Here is a 17660-nt window from a genome sequence, read left to right on the forward strand (position 1 = left end):
GCGACCGTCCGTCAGGCGCCGAGATAGCGGTCGCGGATTTCCGAGACGGCGTTCTCGTGCGAGCTGAACCCTTCATAGCGGGCGAGCGTGCGGGCATGCCCGGCAAGCTCCGGATAGGCGGCCGACGTCACATAGCCGACCGACGAGCGCTTGAGGAAGTCGGTCACCGAAAGCGGTCCGTAGGTGCGCGCCCAGCGGCTGGTCGGCAGCACCGCATTCGGCCCGAGGACGAAATTGGCGAGCGTCACCGGCGTGTACGGACCCATGAGGATCTCGGCCGCCTCGGTGATGTGGCCGAGATGCGCGAACGGTTCCCGCGACAGTATCTCGAGATGCTCGGGCGCATAGTCGTTGATGAAACGGTAGCTGTCCTCCAGCGAGGCGGTCAGCACGATGCCGCCGCGCTTGCCGGTCAGCACCGCGCGCGAAAACTCGACGCGCTGCTCGCTCATGCGCGACCAGTGCTCGGGAAGTGCTGCCAGGGCGGCAGCGGCGACCTTGCGGCTGTGCGTCACGAGATAGGCGGAGGAATCCGGTCCGTGCTCGGCCTCGATCAGAAGGTCGAGCGCGGCGAGGCCGCCGTCGACACTGTCGTCGGCAAAGATGATCGCTTCCGACGGGCCGGCCGGAAGACCGGTATCGATGATCGAGGACAAAAGGCTCTTGGCCGCCACCACCCAGGGGCTGCCCGGCCCGACGATCTTGAGCGCGGGCTTCACCGTCTCGGTGCCGTAGGCGACAGCGGCGACCGCATGCGCGCCGCCGCACTTGTAGACGGTTTCGACCCCCGCAAGGCGGGCGGCGACCAAGGTTGCGGCGTCGACGGAACCGTCCGAAGTCGGCGGCGTCACGATCGCGATCCGCGGCACGCCGGCGATGACGGCCGGAATCGAGGTCATCATGGTCACCGACGGGAAAGCGCCCTTGCCGCGCGGGACGTAGAGCGCGACGGAGGCGATCGGCGTGTATCGGTCGCCGGCATAGGCGCCTGGCCGGACCTCCTTGAGCCACATCGTCTCCGGGCGCTGCTCCTCGTGGAAATGCCTGATGTTTTCGATGCCGAAGCGGATGCTGTCGACGACATCCTTGTCGACCTTGCCGAAGGCCGCATCGAACTCGGCTTCCGAAACCTTCAGACTGCCCGCGGTCACATCGGCCTTGTCGAGGTCCCGGACGAACCGGAGCAGGGCCGCATCGCCTTCGGTCCTGACCGCATCGAGGATCGGGCGCACCTTCTCGACGAAGACCGAGAGGTCGGCTTCGGCGCGCTTCAGCAGGCTCGCCCGCTGTTCGGGGGTGGCGGATGACAGGTCGTGGAAGCTGACGTCGGACATGGGCTGCTCCTCAGAAACGCGGTGACGTACGACAATTCCGGAACACGCCGGGATTTGACATGGCAAGGATCACACGCATCTTGGCTTCCTTAAAAGTATATACATGTATGTATAACCATCGCCAGCATTTTCCGTGCTCTGCCATCGGGCTGGCCCCGGCAAGCCGCGTCAGATCGAGGCAAGAAAGCCCCCGTCCACCGGAAAGGACTGACCGGTGATGTAGGCCGAGGCGTCCGAGGCCAGGAACACCGCGATGCCGTGCAGGTCCGAAAGGTCACCGAAACGGTGCTGTGGGATCTTGGCGAGCATCGACTGCCGCCACGCCTCGTCGGCGTAGAACACCTCGGTCATCGCCGTCCTGAAGTAGCCGGGAGCGATGGCATTGACCCTGATCCCCAGATCGGCCCATTCCGCCGCCAACGCCCGCGTCATGCCGAGCAGGCCCGACTTCGACGAACCGTAGGGCACGGCCGTGGGGATGCCGACTTCGGAGGTCAGCGAGCACAGATTGATGATGGCGCCGGGCCGTCCGGCATCGCGCATGCGGCGAGCGGCTGCCTGGGCGCAGAAGAAGGCGCCCTTGAGATTGGTGTCGACGATCCTGTCCCAGAGCGCTTCGTCGACGTCGAGCGAAGGCCTGACCTCTTCCATGCCGGCATTGTTGACCAGAATGTCGAGGCCCCCAAGCAGGTCGGCGGCCTCGGCGGTCGCGGCGCGGCAACGGGCGACATCGGTGACATCCAGGGCAATGGCGTGCGCAACCCCTCCGGCGGCCCGGATCGCTGTCGTCGTCTCCCCGAGCGCGGCAAGGCTGCGCGCCGTAACAGTGACAGCAGCGCCGGCCGCGCTCAGCGCCTCGGCGATGCCGCGCCCGATGCCCCGGCTCGCGCCGGTGACGAGCGCCTTCTTGCCCGACAGGTCGAAGAGGGAAGCATTGCGCATCTCGATCCTCCTTGGCCTTGCCGGCCTGCCCTCGCCTGCGAGACTAGCCGATCATTGCTTATACATACAAGCATATACAAATGATTTTGGGCGCAGCAGTGAAGCTGGCGGTGGGGAGCGTGAGCCCCTGTGCCGATATACCGCGACCCTATCCGGCGCGCTGTCCTGCCGCCGCGCTCAAATCCTGATCCCGAAGCGGATGCCGTCATAGATGGCGGCGTGGATATTGCGCGAGGCGACCGCGTCGCCGATGCGAAACATCACGAAGCCGCCTTCGGCATTGCGATCGGGGAAGATGTCGCCGCCGCTCACCAGCCGCCCGTAGTCGATCGCGCCGCCATTCTTCGACAGGGGTTTTAGCGACAGATAAAGATCGTCGAGCGGTGCTGTGCCATGCTCGACCACCACCTGGTCGACGCGACGCTCGCCGCGCCAGCCATCGGCGAAGTCCGACGCGAGCTCGGCGACGAGCTGGTTGCCCTCGCGCCGCACCGAGCGCAGGCGGGTGTTGATGGTGACGGTGACGCCCTTTTCATGGAAGGCGCGCATGTAGGGCACGTGGTTCAGGCCGCCCATTTCCGGTGCGAAGAAGCGCTCGGGCGAGACAAGCTCCAGCCTGGAGCCGCTGTTGGCGATCAGCTCGGCGGCGCCCATGCCCTGATGGCCGCCATTGTCGTCGTAAAGCAGCACGTTCTCGGCCGGCTTGACACTGCCGGCCATGATGTCCCAGCTCGAGGTGACGAGATTGTCGCCGGCGGTCAGCGGCGGGTTCTGCGGCAGGCCGCCGGTGGCGACGATCACCACATCCGGCGCCTGCGCCAGCACATCGTCCTTCTCGGCCCAGGTGTCGTAGCGGATCTCGACGCCGAGGCGGTCGAGCTCGGCCAACCGCCAGTCGATAATGCCGATCAGCTCCTTGCGGCGCGGGTTCTGGGTTGCGAGCCTCACCTGGCCGCCTGCCTGGCTGGAGGCTTCGAGCACAGTCACCTGATGGCCGCGTTCGGCGGCGACGCGCGCGGCTTCCAGGCCACCGGCACCCGCGCCCACCACCACGACTTTCTTCTTCGGTCCTTCGCTCTTTGCGATGATGTGCGGAACGGTCGCTTCCCTGCCGGTCGCGGCGTTGTGGACGCAAAGCGCCTCGCCGCCCTCATAGATGCGATCCAGGCAATAGGTGGCGCCGACGCAAGGGCGGATCTCGTGCTCGCGGCCTTCCATCACTTTGCGGATGATATGCGGATCGGCGATATGGGCGCGGGTCATGCCGACCATGTCGAGCTTGCCGGCGGCGATGGCGTGGCGGGCGGTGGCGACGTCGGAAATACGCGCCGCGTGGAAGGTCGGGAACTTCGTCGCCGCCCTCACCTCGCCGGCGAAATCGAGATGCGGCGATGAGCGCATGCCGGCCACCGGGATGACCTTGGTCAGCGACGCATCGGTTTCGATCGTGCCGCGGATGATGTTGAGGAAATCTACCTTGCCGGAATTGGCGAGCCGCCTGGCGATCTCGACGCCCACCTCCTTCGAGATGCCCTTTTCGAAATCCTCGTCGGCGACCATGCGAATACCGACGATGAATTTCGCGCCGACGGCGGCACGCACCGCGTCGAGCACCATGTCGGTGAAGCGCAGCCGGTTGTCGAGCGAGCCGCCGAACTCGTCGTCGCGATGGTTGGTCAGCGGCGACCAGAAGCCGTCCATCAGATGGCCGTAGGATTCGAACTCGATGCCGTCGAGGCCGGCCGCCTGGCAGCGCTGCGCGGCCGAAGCATAGTCGGCGACGATGCGCTCGATGTCCCACTCCTCGATGATCTTCGGGAAGGCGCGATGCGCCGGCTCGCGCACCGGCGAGGCCGACAGCACCGGCAGCCAATCGGCCTTGTTCCAGCCGGTGCGGCGGCCGAGATGGGTGATCTGGATCATCACCTTGCAGTCATGCTCATGGCAGGCATCCGCAAGTTCAGCCAGCCACGGCACGATCCTGTCGTCATAGACATGCAGATTGCCGAAGGCGGCCGGGCTGTCGCGCGAGACGATCGCCGAGCCCGCCGTCATGGTCAGCGCCATGCCGCCCTTGGCCTTTTCGGCGTGGTAGAGCCGGTAGCGCTCCTTCGGCATGCCGTCCTCGGAATAGGCCGGCTCATGGCTGGTCGACATCACCCGGTTCTTCAGCGTCAGGTGCTTGAGCTGGTAGGGTTGGAGAAGCGGGTCGTTGCTGGTCATCTTCTTCCTGCCGTTTCAAAATCAAATTGTGCTAATGAGCGCGCCGCGCCCGATTGAATGCGGCGCCCAATGATTGCGCTGCCGCCCCTCGAACGGCGGCAGCAAGGAGTTGCCCATGACAGACGCCAAGAACCTCACCCAGCTCGGCAAGCACGTCGAGACGCCACAGAGCCCCGAACAGGCGGTCCTGGAGACCGTGCCGTTCCAGCGCGGCGACGGCCCGCCAGCGATCGTGCGTTTCACCTGCCCGGAATTCACCTCGCTCTGTCCGGTCACCGGCCAGCCCGACTTCGCCCACATCGTCATCGACTACGCACCCGACCGGACGCTGGTGGAATCGAAGTCGCTGAAATTGTTCATGACCTCGTTCCGCAACCACGGCGCCTTCCATGAGGAGTGCACGGTGATGATCGGCCGCCGGATCGTCGAGGCGACGAAGCCGCTCTGGCTGCGCGTCGGCGGCTACTGGTTCCCGCGCGGCGGCATCCCCATCGACGTGTTCTGGCAGACCGGCGCGCCGCCCAAGGATGTATGGCTGCCGGATACCGGCGTCGCGCCCTATCGCGGACGCGGTTGAAATTTGTTGCGAAAGGCCGGCGGGACAGCGCCCCCCTCTGTCCTGCCGGACATCTCCCCCACAAGGGGCGAGATTGGCAGCTTCGGCGGCCCGTTTATCCTGCAACGTCGAAGATTGGCGAAAGCCGGCGGGACATTTGATCTCCCCCCAAGTGGGGGAGATGGCCGGCAGGCCAGAGGGGGGCGCGAAGGATCGCCAGCCCTGATCTTCAATCACCACCATCACTCGCACTGGTATTGGCTGAGCGCCCATTCGCCGGTGACCGACAGAAGATCGGAGACCTTCCAGGCGCCACCGACCTTCTTCAGCTTCCATTCCAGCCGATGCTGGTGGCCCTCGACGACGAAGGCGACGACCACCTTGGCCTGGTCGCCATCGACGGCTTCGATCGTCCGCAAGCTCTTGTCGATGGCGAGCTTGTCATAGTCGGCATTGTCGAGCGCCATGTTGGGATCCAGGCATTCGCCCTGCCCCGAGGCGCGCAGCGCATCGCTCTTGTCGAGCACGGTTTTCGCCGGATCGACGAAGTTCTTGCGCTGGGCCGGATCGAGCTCGAGCCCGAGATGTTCGTAGAAGGGCTTGACCACCGCCGTCGGCGATCCAGGCAGGACAGGCGCGGGCGGCGGCAGTTCGACCGGCTTGTTTTCCGGCGCCTGGGTTGCGGCGGGCGGCGAGGTGTCGAGCGCAGGCGGCGAGGTATCGTCCGCAGGCGCATTGTCGCCCGACGACGCGTTCGGCGGCGCGCCGAAGAGCCCCTGCGCCGAGGCGGCGCCGTTCAGCCCCGCGGCCAGCATCGACAAGCTCGACAGCGCGAGGACGAGACGACGAAGCACGGCGTCACTCCGTCGAGGCGCCGCATTCCAGCGCGCTGAGCTTCCAGTCGCTGGTCTTGGAGGTGATGTCGGCGATCTTCCACTTGCCGTCCACTTTCTTCAGCGACCAGACCATTTCGCGTTTGGAGTCATCGCCTTCCGGGAAAAGGTTGAAGTTCGCCGTCACCTCGGCCGTGTCGCCATCGACGGTCTCGGTGAGCTTCAGCGTCTTCGACAGGGTCTTCTGATCGAAATCCTGGGCGTCGAGGCCGGGGTCGAAATCGATGCAGGACACCTCGTCGGGCTTCTCCTTCTGCGCCTTGTCGTTGGCTTCGAACAGCCTGGTCACCGGCTCGGTGAAGCGGTCGCGGTATTTGGCGTCCGCCTCGAACTTCACTTCCGGCATGTAGAAGAACTTCACGGCTTTGGAAGCCGGCCCGGCGAGCGCGGCGCCGGGCAAGGCTATCGACATGGCAGCGGCAAGCACTATCGGCTTCATGCAGGATCTCCGGAGGTTCGGCGGCGTGGCGGCGAGATCGCCACCACGCATCCTGCATACCGGCTTTTTTGCGGCTCATGAAGTCCCGGCGCGCTCAGGCATCCAGCCAGACGTTCTGGAAGTCCATTTCGTAGGTCTGGTGCATCGAGTAGTTCTTCACCTTCTTGTTCATGTGGCAGTAGAGCTTCTGCCAGAACGGCTGGATGATGACGCCGGAATCCTGCAAGATCGCCTCGACATCCTTCATCACCTCCTTGCGCTTGGCGACATCGATCTGCGACAGCGCCTCCTTGAGCTTGGCGTCGAACTCCGGATTGGAATAGGCCGTCTCGTTCCAGGCCTCGCCGGTGCGGTAGCCGAGCGCCAGCACCTGGACGCCCAGCGGGCGCATGTACCAGATGGTCATCGAATAAGGATATTTCGTCCAGTCGTTCCAGAAGGTCGAACCGGGCAGCACCGTGCGCTTCACCTTGATGCCGGCGTCGCGCAGCTGGCCGGCAATGGCGTCGCCGGTGTTCTTCTGCCATTCGTCCTCGACCGTGATCAGCTCATGCTCGAAGTCGGCCTGGCCAGCGTCGGCCATCAGCTTCTTGGCGCCGGCGGCATCGCGCTCCTTCTTGGGCAGCGGGTAGTATTCGGGATGGATCGGGGCGACATGGTGGTTCTCGCCGACCGTGCCGCGGCCATTGTAGCCAAGCTGCATCACCTGGTTGTTGTCGACCGCCATCTGCAGCGCGTTGCGCACCCGCTTGTCGTCATAGGGCTTGTGCGTGACGTTGGTGCGGGCAACAAGCGTGGTTGCCGTCGCCACCTCCGATTTCACCAGGTCCATCTTGTCGAGCGGATCGATGAAGTCGGCCGGCGTCTCGAAGTCGAGGTCGATCTCGCCGGAATCGAAGGCATTCAGCGTGGCGTTGAAGTCGGTACCGTAATCGATGAACTCGACCCCGTCGAGCGGCGCTTCGCCGCCCCACCATTTGCCGTTCTCGCGGCGCTTGACCACCGCCTTCGACCCCACCGAATAAGACACCAGTTCGAAGGCTCCGGTGCCGATCGGTTTCTTGATCGGATCGGCGCCATCCTTGTCGAAGTCGCGGTGCACGACCAAGGCCGGATAGTCGGTGAGGCCCGGGATGATGGCGATATCGGCTTCGTTGAGCTTCAGCTTGACCGTGTGGTCGTCGACCTTGGTGATCGCGCCGTCCTTGGCCTTGCCGGTCTTGGCGTCGATCAGCGCGCCGACACGGGCGGCCATGGAATTGCCGGATGCCCCCTTCTCGCACCAGCGGTTCAGATTGGCGACCACGTCGTCGGCGTTGAACGCATCGCCATTGTTCCAGGTGACGCCCTTGCGCAGATGCAGCGTGTATTCGGTGGCGTCGTCATTGACGTCCCAGCTTTCGAGCAGCACCGGCTCGAAGGTGAACTGGTGCGTGTAGCGCACCAGCGGCTCCAGCCACGTGCGGGTGATGTTCGCCATCTCGGTCCAGTCATAGGTGCGCGGATCCTTCTGCGCCTTGACCGACATCGCGACGTGCAGCGTTCCGCCCTTCTTGGGCTCATCGGCGAGCGCCTTGGTCGGCGCGGCAAGGCCGAGCATGCCATAGGCGAAAGCCGTCGACGCGCCGAAGGCGCTCGCCAGGGCCAGGAACTCGCGCCGGTCGACACGACCCGCCCGCGCCTCCTTTGCCATCGCTTCGATAGCGGCCGGGACCCGGTCGCCATTGCTTCTGAATAGTGTCATTCTCTTTCTCCCATTGATTTGATCGAGTCTTCGCCCGTTTTGGTTCAACTGACGCTGCCATCCATCAACTAACGCTGTCCGGCAGCTTTTCCTCACGCCGCGCGATCAAATCCGCGAGACCCTCGGCAATGCCCTCGTCGAGCTTCGGCTCCTGGTAGTCGGCCAGCATGGCGCGCGCCTTTTCTCGGCCGCGCGTGTCGTGGTCCTTCGCGCCTTCGGCGTTCCATTGCTCGAAGGAATTGAAGTCCATGATGTTGGGCATGAAGAAGGCGCTCTCGAAATGCTCGAGCGTGTGCTGCGTGCCGAGGAAATGCCCTTGCGGACCGACCTCGCGGATCGCGGCAAGAGCCTCCTTGAAATCGTCGAAAGGCACGCCGCCGGCATATTTGTACCAGCCGACCAGCTGCTCGCAGTCGGTGGCGAATTTCGAATAGCCGCAGGTGAGGCCCGCTTCCAGCCAGCCGGCGGAATGCCAGATGTAATTGGCGCCGGAGAGGATCGCGGCATGCATCAGCATGTTCGCCTCATAGCCGGCCTGGGCGTCGTTGAGCTTGGAGCCGACATGGAAGCCGGAGGTGCGCCAGGGCAATTTGTATTTCCTGGCCAGCGCGCCCATCAGATACATCATCTGGGCCGCTTCCGGCGTGCCGCCCATCGGCGCGCCGGTCTTCATGTCGACGGTGACCATGAACTGGCCGTAGATCTGCGGCGAGCCGGGCCGGATGAGCTGCGTGAGCGCCACGCCGGCAAGCGCCTCGGCGTTGACCTGCGCCACCGCGCCGACGGCGGAGGCCGAGGTCGACGCGCCGCACAGCGCGAACGGCGCCAGGATCAACGGCTGGTTGTGGCTGGCATAGACCCGCATGGCGTCGATCATGGTGGCATCCCAGACCAGCGGCGAATTGCAGTTGGTGATCGCCACCAGCACCGGGTTGTCGCGCACGAAGTCCTCGCCGAAGACGATGCCGGCCATCGCCATCGTGTCCTCGGCGCGCTCCTTCGACGTCACGATGCCCATGAACGGCTTGTCGGAATGTTTCAGCGCCGAATGGATGATGTGCAGATGCCGCTTCGGCACGGCGATTTCCATCGGCTCGCAGATGACCGAGCTCGACGAATGCAGCGCCGGCGCCATATAGGCCATCTTGTGGAAATTGTTGAGGTCGGCGAGCGTGCCGTAACGGCGCTTGTTGTCGAGGTCGCGGATATAGGGCGCGCCATACATCGGCACGAAGATCGAGTTCTTGCCGCCGACGCGCACGGTGCGCTCGGGGTTGCGCGCGTTGAGCGTGAATTCCGCCGGAACCTTGGAGACGAGTTCCATCAGCAAAGCGCGGTCGATGCGGACACGCGTTTCCCGGACATCGGCGCCGGCCGCTTTCCAGAGCTCGATCGCCCCGTCGTCGCGGAATTCGCACCCCACTTCCTCGAGAATCTTGAGCGATTCCTCGTGGATCAGCTCCACCGCTTCGTCAGGCACGATCTCGTAAGCGGGGATCTTGCGGACAAGGGTCGGGAAGGACGCGATCGGCGCACTTCTGAGCGCCTTGCGGCCAAGACGGCCACCGCCGCGGCGGTGGGTCTGTTCGGTCAATTCAACGGCCGGTGCGTTCATGGAGCCTCCTTCTTACCGCCACCCACGTTAGCGAGGCAAAATATGGCTGTGACGCTGGAAAATCCTGATCTTCTGTATAAGCTCACCTTATGCGAAGCCTGCGCCACCTCCTGCCCTCAGCCGGCAGCCTCATCGTCTTCGAAGCTGCGGGCCGGCTGTCGAGCTTCACCGCCGCCGGGCGCGAGCTCGGCATGACCCAGGCGGCCGTCTCCTATGCCGTGCGCGGCCTGGAGGAGCAGCTCGGCGCCAAGCTCTTCCAGCGGCGCCACCGCCAGGTGATTCTGACGGAGGCCGGCGAGCGCTTCCATGCCGACGTCTCGCTCGGCCTGTCGCATATCCGCAAATCGGCGGAGGACCTGCGTCTGCAGGCGACGGGCGGGCACGTGACGCTTGCCGCCTCGACAGCCTTCGGCTCGTTCTGGATGATGCCGCGCCTGCAGCAGTTCCGCGACGAGCTGCCGGGCGTCGACCTGCGCATCCAGACCGCCGACCGCGATCTCGACATCATCGCCGAGGGCATTCCACTCGGCGTGCGCGGCGGCGTGCCGCGCGACTGGCCGGACTATCACTCGCTGTCGCTCTCCGACGAGGAGATCTTCCCGGTCGCGGGGCCGAGCTATCTCGCCAAATTCGGCAGGCCGAAGACGGTCGAGGAACTGGCCACGCACCGGCTGATCCATCTCGAGGAGCCCTATCGCGAGGCGCCGAACTGGGACGAATGGTTCGCGTCCGCCGGTACCAGCCTGCGCAATGCCGAGCGCGGGTTGCGCATCAACGATTATGCGCTGGTGATCCAGGCGGTCATGGAGGGGCAAGGCATCTCGCTCGGCTGGCGGCATCTGGTCGAGCGCCTGGTGGCATCGGGGCTGCTGGTGCCGGTGACCGATCATGTCATGAGGACCGGCATCGGCTTCCACGTCATCTGGCCGAAGAACCGCGATCTCAGCGAGAATGCGCGCAGGGTCAGGGACTGGCTGGTGGCGCAGGCCTAGGTTTCATTCGTTCTACGAAGCAGGCAACGCTGGCGGGACAGGCCCCCCCTCTGCCCTACCGGGCATCTCCCCCACGAGGGGGGAGATCAGATGTCGCCTCGGCTTTCGCCAATCTCCAACGTCTCAGAATAAGTCGAGGCGCCCGCACAGCTAATCTCCCCCCTTGTGGGGGAGATGTCCGGCAGGACAGAGGGGGGCGCGAAGGAACGCGGCATAGCAGTGATCAACTTCATTCCACCCCTCCCCCACACCGTTCGAATCCGCCTATACTCGCCTCATGCCCATCCGCCCGCTTTCCGAAACGATGATCAACCAGATCGCCGCCGGCGAGGTCATCGAACGTCCGGCGAGCGTGGTGAAGGAACTGGTCGAGAATGCGCTCGACGCCGGCGCGTCGCGGGTCGAGGTCGTGACGGCGGGCGGAGGCTTGAACCTCATCCGCGTCACCGATGACGGCTCGGGCATTCCCGAAGAGGAACTGGTGCTGGCAGTCGCGCGACATTGCACCTCGAAGCTCTCCCACGACATCCACGACATCCGCTCGCTGGGTTTCCGCGGCGAGGCGCTGCCCTCGATCGGCTCGGTGGCGCGGCTGTCGATCCGCTCGCGCACGGCAAGCGGCGACAGCGCGGCCGAGATCGGCATCGACGGCGGGCGCGTCTCGGCGGTCAAGCCGGCGGCGGCCAACCGCGGCACCACTGTCGAGGTGCGCGATCTTTTCTTCGCCACGCCGGCCAGGCTGAAATTCATGAAGGGCGAGCGCGCCGAGAGCTCGGCCACCAGCGACGTGGTGAAGCGCATCGCGATCGCTTTCCCGACCGTGCGCTTCACGCTTGCCGGTCCCGACCGCTCGACGCTGGAACTGCCGGCTACGGACGACACGCCGGAGGGCCGACTTGCCCGCGTCGCGCAGGTGATGGGCAAGGATTTCCCCGATAATGCCATTGCCATCGATGCCGCGCGGGAGGGCGTGCACCTCGCCGGCCACGTCTCGATCCCGTCCTACACGCGGGCGAATGCGCTGCAGCAATATGCCTATGTCAACGGACGGCCGGTGCGCGACAAGCTGATCGCCGGCGCGATCCGCGGCGCCTTCGCCGACGTGCTGCCGCGCGACCGGCATGCGGTGACGGTGCTCTTCCTGTCGCTCGATCCTTCAACCGTCGACGTCAATGTCCATCCGGCCAAGGCCGATGTGCGGTTCCGGGATCCCGGCCTGGTGCGCGGGCTGATCGTCGGAGCCATCCGCGAGGCGCTGGCCGGCGCCGGCATCCGCGCGGCGACAACGGGTGCCGCCGGCATGATGGCGGCGTTCCGGCCTGGCGCGGCACCCTACTCGCATCCCGGTCCGGCCAACGGCCATCGCAGCTACGAGGCCGCTTATCACGCTTCCGGCTCCGGAGGCTTCGACCCGTTGCGCTCGGCGCAGCGGCCGCTCGACATGGGCGAAGCACGGGCGCCACGAAACGGCTTCGCCGAGAACGAGCAGGCCGCCTTCGACAGCGGCCCGCTTGCCAGCGCCGATGCCCGCGCCGGCATGGCCGAGCCGGCCGAGGCGTTGCTCGGCATGGTGCTGGGCGCGGCGCGCGCGCAGGTGCATGAGAACTATATCGTCGCCCAGACCAGGGATTCGCTCGTCATCGTCGACCAGCATGCCGCGCATGAGCGGCTGGTCTACGAGGCGCTGAAGAATGCGCTGCACTCGCGCGCGGTGCCGTCGCAGATGTTGCTTTTGCCCGAGATCGTCGACCTGCCGGAAGAAGACGCCGAGCGGCTGGCGATGCATTCCGACACGCTCGCCAAATTCGGCCTCGGCCTCGAACGCTTCGGTCCCGGCGCGGTGGCGGTGCGCGAGACGCCGTCGATGCTCGGCGAGACCAATGTGCAGCAGTTGGTGCGCGACCTCGCCGACGAGATCGCCGACAACGACACCGTCGAGACGCTGAAGGAGCGGCTGGACAAGATCGCGGCGACCATGGCCTGCCATGGTTCCGTCCGCTCAGGCCGGCTGCTCAAGGCCGAGGAGATGAACGCGCTGCTGCGCCAGATGGAGGCGACGCCCGGGTCCGGCACCTGCAACCATGGCCGCCCGACCTATATCGAGCTCAAGCTCGCCGACATCGAAAGGCTGTTCGGGCGGCGGTGAGCGTCCCCTGGCTCGTCGCGCCACAGCAGGTCGGGGCCATACACTGAATATCATTTCTTGAGGTGGTATTTTCTTGTCTTCGGGTTGAGGACATAGTCGTTCGCGCCTGCGAATTTGCCGCCTCCAAAATTCACCGAAATGATGACCTTGCCTCCCTCCACCCATTTTTGCACGTTCATATAAATGGGCGTCGTCGACATACCGGCGTTGCAGTCCTCATCGTCGAAGCCGATCTCCTGAACGGCCGTCTTTTTCTTCTTGTTGATCACCAGCATTTTCGTCATGCAGATGCCGGCGTCGGACTTCTTGTAAATCCCCGCAAATCTGTCGCGGGTCGTCTCGGCCCAAAAGGGAATTTCGACGGTCCCGTCGATCTTCAGGTCGCCTGTATCGTCAAGACTCGCGACCTTCCTGAGCGTAACGGGGAATTTGTCCACGCCCTTGTTCCAGTTTCCCGTCGCGCCGCTTTCACTGATCTCGATAGAGAAAGGACATCCGGTGGTGTCGACGGGTGTTTTCGACCCCATCACCAACACGCGCTCGAATTCCTGGTCGTCCGCGATTTCGCATAGCGTGAGCCTTGAGCCGTCCGCCTTGCCGTAGATCGCGATTGGATTTTGCCTGGTGTCGTAGAAGTAGCTTCCCTCGATGGTGATGCCGCTGCCGAAGCTGGCATAGCGCTGCAGGGAGAGATGGACCGGGTTCGGTCCGATGGAGCCTTCGTAATTCTCCACCTGGTACCAGCCCGCGACGGCCTTCCCGCTCAGCAGCAGGCAGAAAACCGTGGCTATGAAGCCTCTTCCCATCCCGATCCCCTCCGTCAAGGCGGGTCAGGATAGCTTGCCTTGCACCTGCGTCACAGGGGAGCCAGCGGCCGAATTCAACTTTTCAGTTCGAGTCCGGAAACGGCCGTAAACTTTTGAACTAACGCTTCAGATTGACCACGATGACGCCACCAAGCGCCAGCGCGCCGCCGAGGATGCCGAGCAGCGACGGCACTTCGCCCAGCCAGAAGAAGCCGATCAAGGCGGAGGTCGGCGAGACGAGGTAGAGGAAGTTCGAGGCGCGCGCCGCCGGCAAGCGCGACAGCGCGGTCGCCCAGGCGGCATAGGCGATCAACGAGGGCACGATGCCGAGATAGATGACGGCGCCGAGACCGGCGGTGTTGGCGACCGCTGCCTGCGAAAACGCTTCCGGCAGGAACGGCGACAAGCAGAGCGCGCCGAGCACCATATTGGAGGCGGAGATCGTCAGCGGATGATGGCGGGCAAAAAGCGGCTTCTGGACGATGGTGTTGACGGCGGAGCAGAGGGCGGAGCCCAGCACTAGCAGCGCGCCGGCGTTGAAATGCAGGCCGTGCCCGTCCGCGACCGCGATGATGCCGATGCCGGCAAAGGAAATGACCGTGCCGAGCCACGCCAGACGCGAGAAGCGCTCGCCGAGCAGCGCCATCGCCATGATGGCGGTGAAGATCGGGCTGACATTGATGATGAAGCCGGCCGCGCCCGCCGAGACGGTAAGCTCGCCGAAATTGAGCATGGCAGTGTAGAGCGCGACGAAGATGGCGCCGCCGAACGCGAAGCGCCACAATTCGTCGATCCTGGGCAGCGCCGGGCGCTTCACCGCGAGGAAGATGGCGGCCGGAACCGCCGCGATGGCAAAGCGCAGCGCCCCTAACTCCAGCGGCTGGAAGGCGGCAAGGCCGGCGCGGATCGCCGGGAAAGCCGAGGCCCAGCCGATGACCGTCAACGTCACCGCGATCGCGGCGGTGGTGTCCATGCGCTGTGTCTCATTCAACGTGCCGGGGTAAGCGCTCATTGCCGTAGCCTCGTCTTTCTGCGTCATGGATGCAGAGAACGCCATTGCCGGGCAATTGACAAACGACCAATTCGAGGGTCAGCTGTGAGCATGGATCACAGCTCTGATCAGATACTGCCGCTGGAAACCCTGCGCGCCTTCGATGCGGCGGCGCGCATGGGGAGTTTTTCCGCGGCGGCTGAAAAGCTCAACCTCACCCATGGCGCGGTGAGCCGGCAGATCGCCAAGCTGGAGGACTGGCTTGGCTTGAAGGTGTTCGAGCGCAACGCGCGTGGCGTGACGCTGACGATCGAGGGCAACCGCCTGCATTTGCGGACCGCTGAGGCCTTCGCGCTGATCTCGTTCAATTCCGACCGCTGGGTCGAGCCGCGCGGTACCGCCGTGGTGCGGCTGGCCTCGATCCCGTCGGTAAGCGGGCTGTGGCTGATGCCGCGCATGGCCGCATTGGAGAACCATCCGACCAAGCTGCGCATCGTGCTCGACGTCGACAACCGCCAGGCCGATCTCGCCGACGAAGGCATCGACCTTTCGGTGCGCTGCGGGCGCGGCCGCATTCCGGGCCGCGTCTCGGTGCAGCTTTTCGAGGAGCATATTTTCCCGATCGCCTCGCCGGAGCTGGCGAAGGAGATCGGACGAGGCGACCCAGCCCGGCTGCTGAAATTCCCGCTGATCAACGATTCCGACGCTTCCGCTTGGCGCGCCTGGTTCGCGGCGCAGGACGTGGATTATCGCCCGCGCCCGCAGGACCGGCGTTTCGAGGACTATAATCTGGTGCTCGACGCGGCGGCGCACGGGCTGGGTATCGCGCTGGCGCGGCCGCCGCTCACGGCGGACCAGCTCCAATCCGGCCGTGTCGTCGCCGTCGATGAGCGCGTCGCGCTCAATCCGGTGTCTTATTGGATGGACCGCCCGGTCGGCCGGCCGCGAGCGGCGGCGGCGGACCTTGCCAAGCGTATCGCCGAGCAGGCAGGGCTTGCCCCGGAAAAGCTCGAAGCCTTCCTTCAGGACGACGTCTAGAGCGGGGTTAGCGAAGCAGCAGCACCATGATCGTTGCCGTCACCGCCGAGACGATGGCCGTGACAACCGAGATCGTCCAAAGGGATATCGGCGCGGATTCCGATCGCGGGGCGTGTCCAGCCGGGCGGACGGAGGCACCGCGCGGTTGAGGCGCGTTGGCATTGGCCGCGACCAGCGTTGAAGCGGCGGCCGGCGAAAATGTGGATAATGCCGGCGCGACCGCGGGCCTGGGCGTATTGTCGGCAACCGCTGCCGGTGGCGGGACGAAGCCGCGTGGGGCCTGATCGGTATCCGTCGCCGCCCTGCCCGTCGAGGGTCTTGCCGGCGTATCGTCGGTGGCGGCATCGGGCTCCATGACGGCCCGGTAGGCGTCCTCGACCTCGGAGGACGACAGGCGTTGCGATGCCTGAGCGGCCTGGCGCGGCTGCGCGCTTTGCAGCGACTGGGCAGCGATTTGCGCCGCCTGCCCCGTTGTGGGCGCCGGCGGCTGGATCAGCGCCTTGATCAAAGCCGTCGTCGCCGGATCGGCCTTGGGCGACGGCACCGCCTGCGGCGTGAGCGCCTCATTGATCAGCGTGTTCAAGCGGGTCGAGGTGATGTCCATGCCGGTTTCCGGAAACCATTTTGCCGCTCAGCCATACTGGATGAGGATTGCGTCAAGCTTGACGTTGCTTGCGATTTATGGCGATTGAAACCCGATGAACTCAAGCGTCCTTTCATGATGAATCGTTTCGAAGGCCCGGGCGGCAGGGAAGCCCGGATCCGTTATCTCGACGGCGACTTCCAGGTCACCAGTCCCGGCTCTTTCGTGCGCTGCGCGGTGACGGGCGAGAACATTCCCCTCGACGAGCTCAAATATTGGAGCGTCGCCCGGCAGGAGCCCTATGTGAACGCGGCGGTCTCGCTTGCCCGCGAGATCGAGATGCACCCGGAATTGCGCAAGCGGGGATAGGCCATGCGAGCGCATGGCACCGTGACAATCACCTCGATCGTGCCGAGGCTACCGCGTTGAAAAACTTCAAGAAGTCTCTCAAGACCTTTGTTCGCATGCCACTTATCATGCGTGCGAGATTGCGCGATCGGGCGATATCGAAAGCTGCACGATTCAAGCTGGCGGCCTGCGCCATCTTCCGCGAGGAAGCGCCGTTCCTGGCCGAATGGATCAGGTTCCACCAGAGTGTGGGATTTGAGCATTTTTATCTCTACAACAACTTCTCGACCGACGACTTCAAAGCCGTATTGGACCCGTTCATCCAGGAAGGGCTGGTTACGCTGGTCGACTGGCCGCGGCCGGTGGGGCAACTGTCGGCTTACAGGGACTGCATCCGCAGGCGCTGGCGTGAAGCGTTGTGGATTGGATTCTTCGACATCGATGAATTTCTTTTCGCACCCGACGGACGTGACGTGCCCTCGGTTCTCAGGGACTACCGCGACCTGCCAGGCGTTTGCGTCTGGCAAGCTTTCTTTGGCTCCTCCGGCCATGTCGAGCGACCGGAACGGCCGGTGGTCGAGGCCTATATGATGCGAGCCGGGCCGGACATCACGACGGTCAAGACAATCATCAACCCGCGCATGGTCTACAGGGTGGGCGTCCATCAGTCGAAATTCCTGTCCGGTGAAGGGGTGGACACCCATCGACGGACCATCGTGCCCGGCATGGCCCCCAGGCTCGATATATTGAGGATCAATCACTATTGGTCGCGCTCGCTCGCCGACCTCGCCCAGAAAATCCGGCGCGGCGATGCCTCGACGTCCGCGCTGCGCGACAGGGATTGGCATTTCGACTTCGAAAGCAAGCTCAATGTCGAGCGCGACGAGGCGATTCTGCAGGCGATGCGGCGCGCAGGATAGCCGTAGCCATCTCCTCCCTCCCATCGATGGTCCCAGGCCGTCACTTCAATGCTGACACTTTCACCTTTCTGGGGCTATAGACAGCAAAAG

General features: G+C 64.7%; 16 protein-coding genes. 6 read left to right on the plus strand and 10 right to left on the minus strand.

Annotated features, from left to right (window positions below; all coding sequences use genetic code 11):
* Positions 1-11: 11 nt before the first annotated feature.
* The 3 genes from hisD to FJ956_RS22095 all read right to left on the minus strand — a co-directional run bounded on the left by hisD (position 12) and on the right by FJ956_RS22095 (position 4499).
* Positions 12-1334, minus strand: coding sequence for a histidinol dehydrogenase (hisD, locus tag FJ956_RS22085; protein ID WP_140680525.1), 1323 nt, complete (start codon positions 1332-1334; stop codon positions 12-14).
* 168 nt (positions 1335-1502) lie between these two features.
* On the minus strand, positions 1503-2276 hold the full coding sequence (locus tag FJ956_RS22090; protein WP_140680523.1) for a glucose 1-dehydrogenase: 774 nt from the start codon (positions 2274-2276) through the stop codon (positions 1503-1505).
* A gap of 177 nt (positions 2277-2453) precedes the next feature.
* Positions 2454-4499, minus strand: coding sequence for an NADH:flavin oxidoreductase (locus tag FJ956_RS22095; RefSeq protein WP_140680521.1), 2046 nt, complete (start codon positions 4497-4499; stop codon positions 2454-2456).
* A 115-nt stretch (positions 4500-4614) separates the two neighbouring features.
* Here FJ956_RS22095 and queF point away from each other — a divergent pair, with 115 nt between their 5' ends.
* Positions 4615-5076 (plus strand): preQ(1) synthase, encoded by a 462-nt coding sequence (queF, locus tag FJ956_RS22100; RefSeq protein ID WP_095818451.1) that lies wholly within the window; start codon positions 4615-4617, stop codon positions 5074-5076.
* Between the two features lie 221 nt (positions 5077-5297).
* Here the strand turns inward: queF and FJ956_RS22110 are convergent, their stop codons facing one another.
* The 4 genes from FJ956_RS22110 to FJ956_RS22125 all read right to left on the minus strand — a co-directional run bounded on the left by FJ956_RS22110 (position 5298) and on the right by FJ956_RS22125 (position 9746).
* Complete coding sequence (locus FJ956_RS22110; RefSeq protein WP_140680519.1) at positions 5298-5909, minus strand: hypothetical protein; 612 nt, start codon at positions 5907-5909, stop codon at positions 5298-5300.
* Between the two features lie 4 nt (positions 5910-5913).
* Positions 5914-6387, minus strand: a complete 474-nt coding sequence (locus tag FJ956_RS22115) for a DUF3828 domain-containing protein (protein WP_140680517.1) — start codon at positions 6385-6387, stop codon at positions 5914-5916.
* Between the two features lie 94 nt (positions 6388-6481).
* On the minus strand, positions 6482-8131 hold the full coding sequence (locus FJ956_RS22120; protein WP_140680515.1) for an ABC transporter substrate-binding protein: 1650 nt from the start codon (positions 8129-8131) through the stop codon (positions 6482-6484).
* A 64-nt stretch (positions 8132-8195) separates the two neighbouring features.
* Positions 8196-9746: a trimethylamine methyltransferase family protein gene (locus FJ956_RS22125; RefSeq protein WP_140680513.1), complete on the minus strand. Its 1551-nt coding sequence runs from the start codon at positions 9744-9746 to the stop codon at positions 8196-8198.
* A gap of 89 nt (positions 9747-9835) precedes the next feature.
* Between FJ956_RS22125 and FJ956_RS22130 the strand changes: the two genes are divergently transcribed.
* Both FJ956_RS22130 and mutL read left to right on the plus strand, forming a co-directional pair.
* Complete coding sequence (locus FJ956_RS22130) at positions 9836-10738, plus strand: LysR substrate-binding domain-containing protein (RefSeq protein ID WP_140680511.1); 903 nt, start codon at positions 9836-9838, stop codon at positions 10736-10738.
* 277 nt (positions 10739-11015) lie between these two features.
* Positions 11016-12884 carry a DNA mismatch repair endonuclease MutL gene (mutL, locus tag FJ956_RS22140; protein WP_140680509.1) on the plus strand — a complete coding sequence of 623 codons (1869 nt, stop codon included), beginning with the start codon at positions 11016-11018 and terminating at the stop codon, positions 12882-12884.
* A gap of 50 nt (positions 12885-12934) precedes the next feature.
* Here mutL and FJ956_RS22145 read toward each other — a convergent pair whose 3' ends face one another.
* Both FJ956_RS22145 and FJ956_RS22150 read right to left on the minus strand, forming a co-directional pair.
* Complete coding sequence (locus FJ956_RS22145) at positions 12935-13690, minus strand: hypothetical protein (protein ID WP_140680507.1); 756 nt, start codon at positions 13688-13690, stop codon at positions 12935-12937.
* A gap of 118 nt (positions 13691-13808) precedes the next feature.
* Positions 13809-14702, minus strand: coding sequence for an EamA family transporter (locus tag FJ956_RS22150; protein ID WP_140680505.1), 894 nt, complete (start codon positions 14700-14702; stop codon positions 13809-13811).
* Between the two features lie 90 nt (positions 14703-14792).
* Between FJ956_RS22150 and FJ956_RS22155 the strand changes: the two genes are divergently transcribed.
* A complete protein-coding gene (locus tag FJ956_RS22155) occupies positions 14793-15719 on the plus strand; it encodes a LysR substrate-binding domain-containing protein (RefSeq protein WP_140680503.1) in 927 nt (308 codons plus the stop codon).
* Between the two features lie 7 nt (positions 15720-15726).
* Here the strand turns inward: FJ956_RS22155 and FJ956_RS22160 are convergent, their stop codons facing one another.
* Positions 15727-16323, minus strand: coding sequence for a hypothetical protein (locus tag FJ956_RS22160; RefSeq protein ID WP_140680501.1), 597 nt, complete (start codon positions 16321-16323; stop codon positions 15727-15729).
* 114 nt (positions 16324-16437) lie between these two features.
* On the opposite strand from FJ956_RS22160, the gene FJ956_RS22165 reads away from it, so the two are divergent.
* The gene (locus FJ956_RS22165; RefSeq protein ID WP_040986608.1) at positions 16438-16671 is read left to right on the plus strand and encodes a DUF2093 domain-containing protein; all 234 of its coding nucleotides are present in this window, start codon (positions 16438-16440) and stop codon (positions 16669-16671) included.
* A 56-nt stretch (positions 16672-16727) separates the two neighbouring features.
* On the plus strand, positions 16728-17570 hold the full coding sequence (locus tag FJ956_RS22170) for a glycosyltransferase family 92 protein (RefSeq protein ID WP_246672142.1): 843 nt from the start codon (positions 16728-16730) through the stop codon (positions 17568-17570).
* Positions 17571-17660: the final 90 nt, after the last annotated feature.

It is taken from the genome of Mesorhizobium sp. B2-4-3 (assembly GCF_006442815.1).
Classification (GTDB): Bacteria; Pseudomonadota; Alphaproteobacteria; order Rhizobiales; family Rhizobiaceae; genus Mesorhizobium.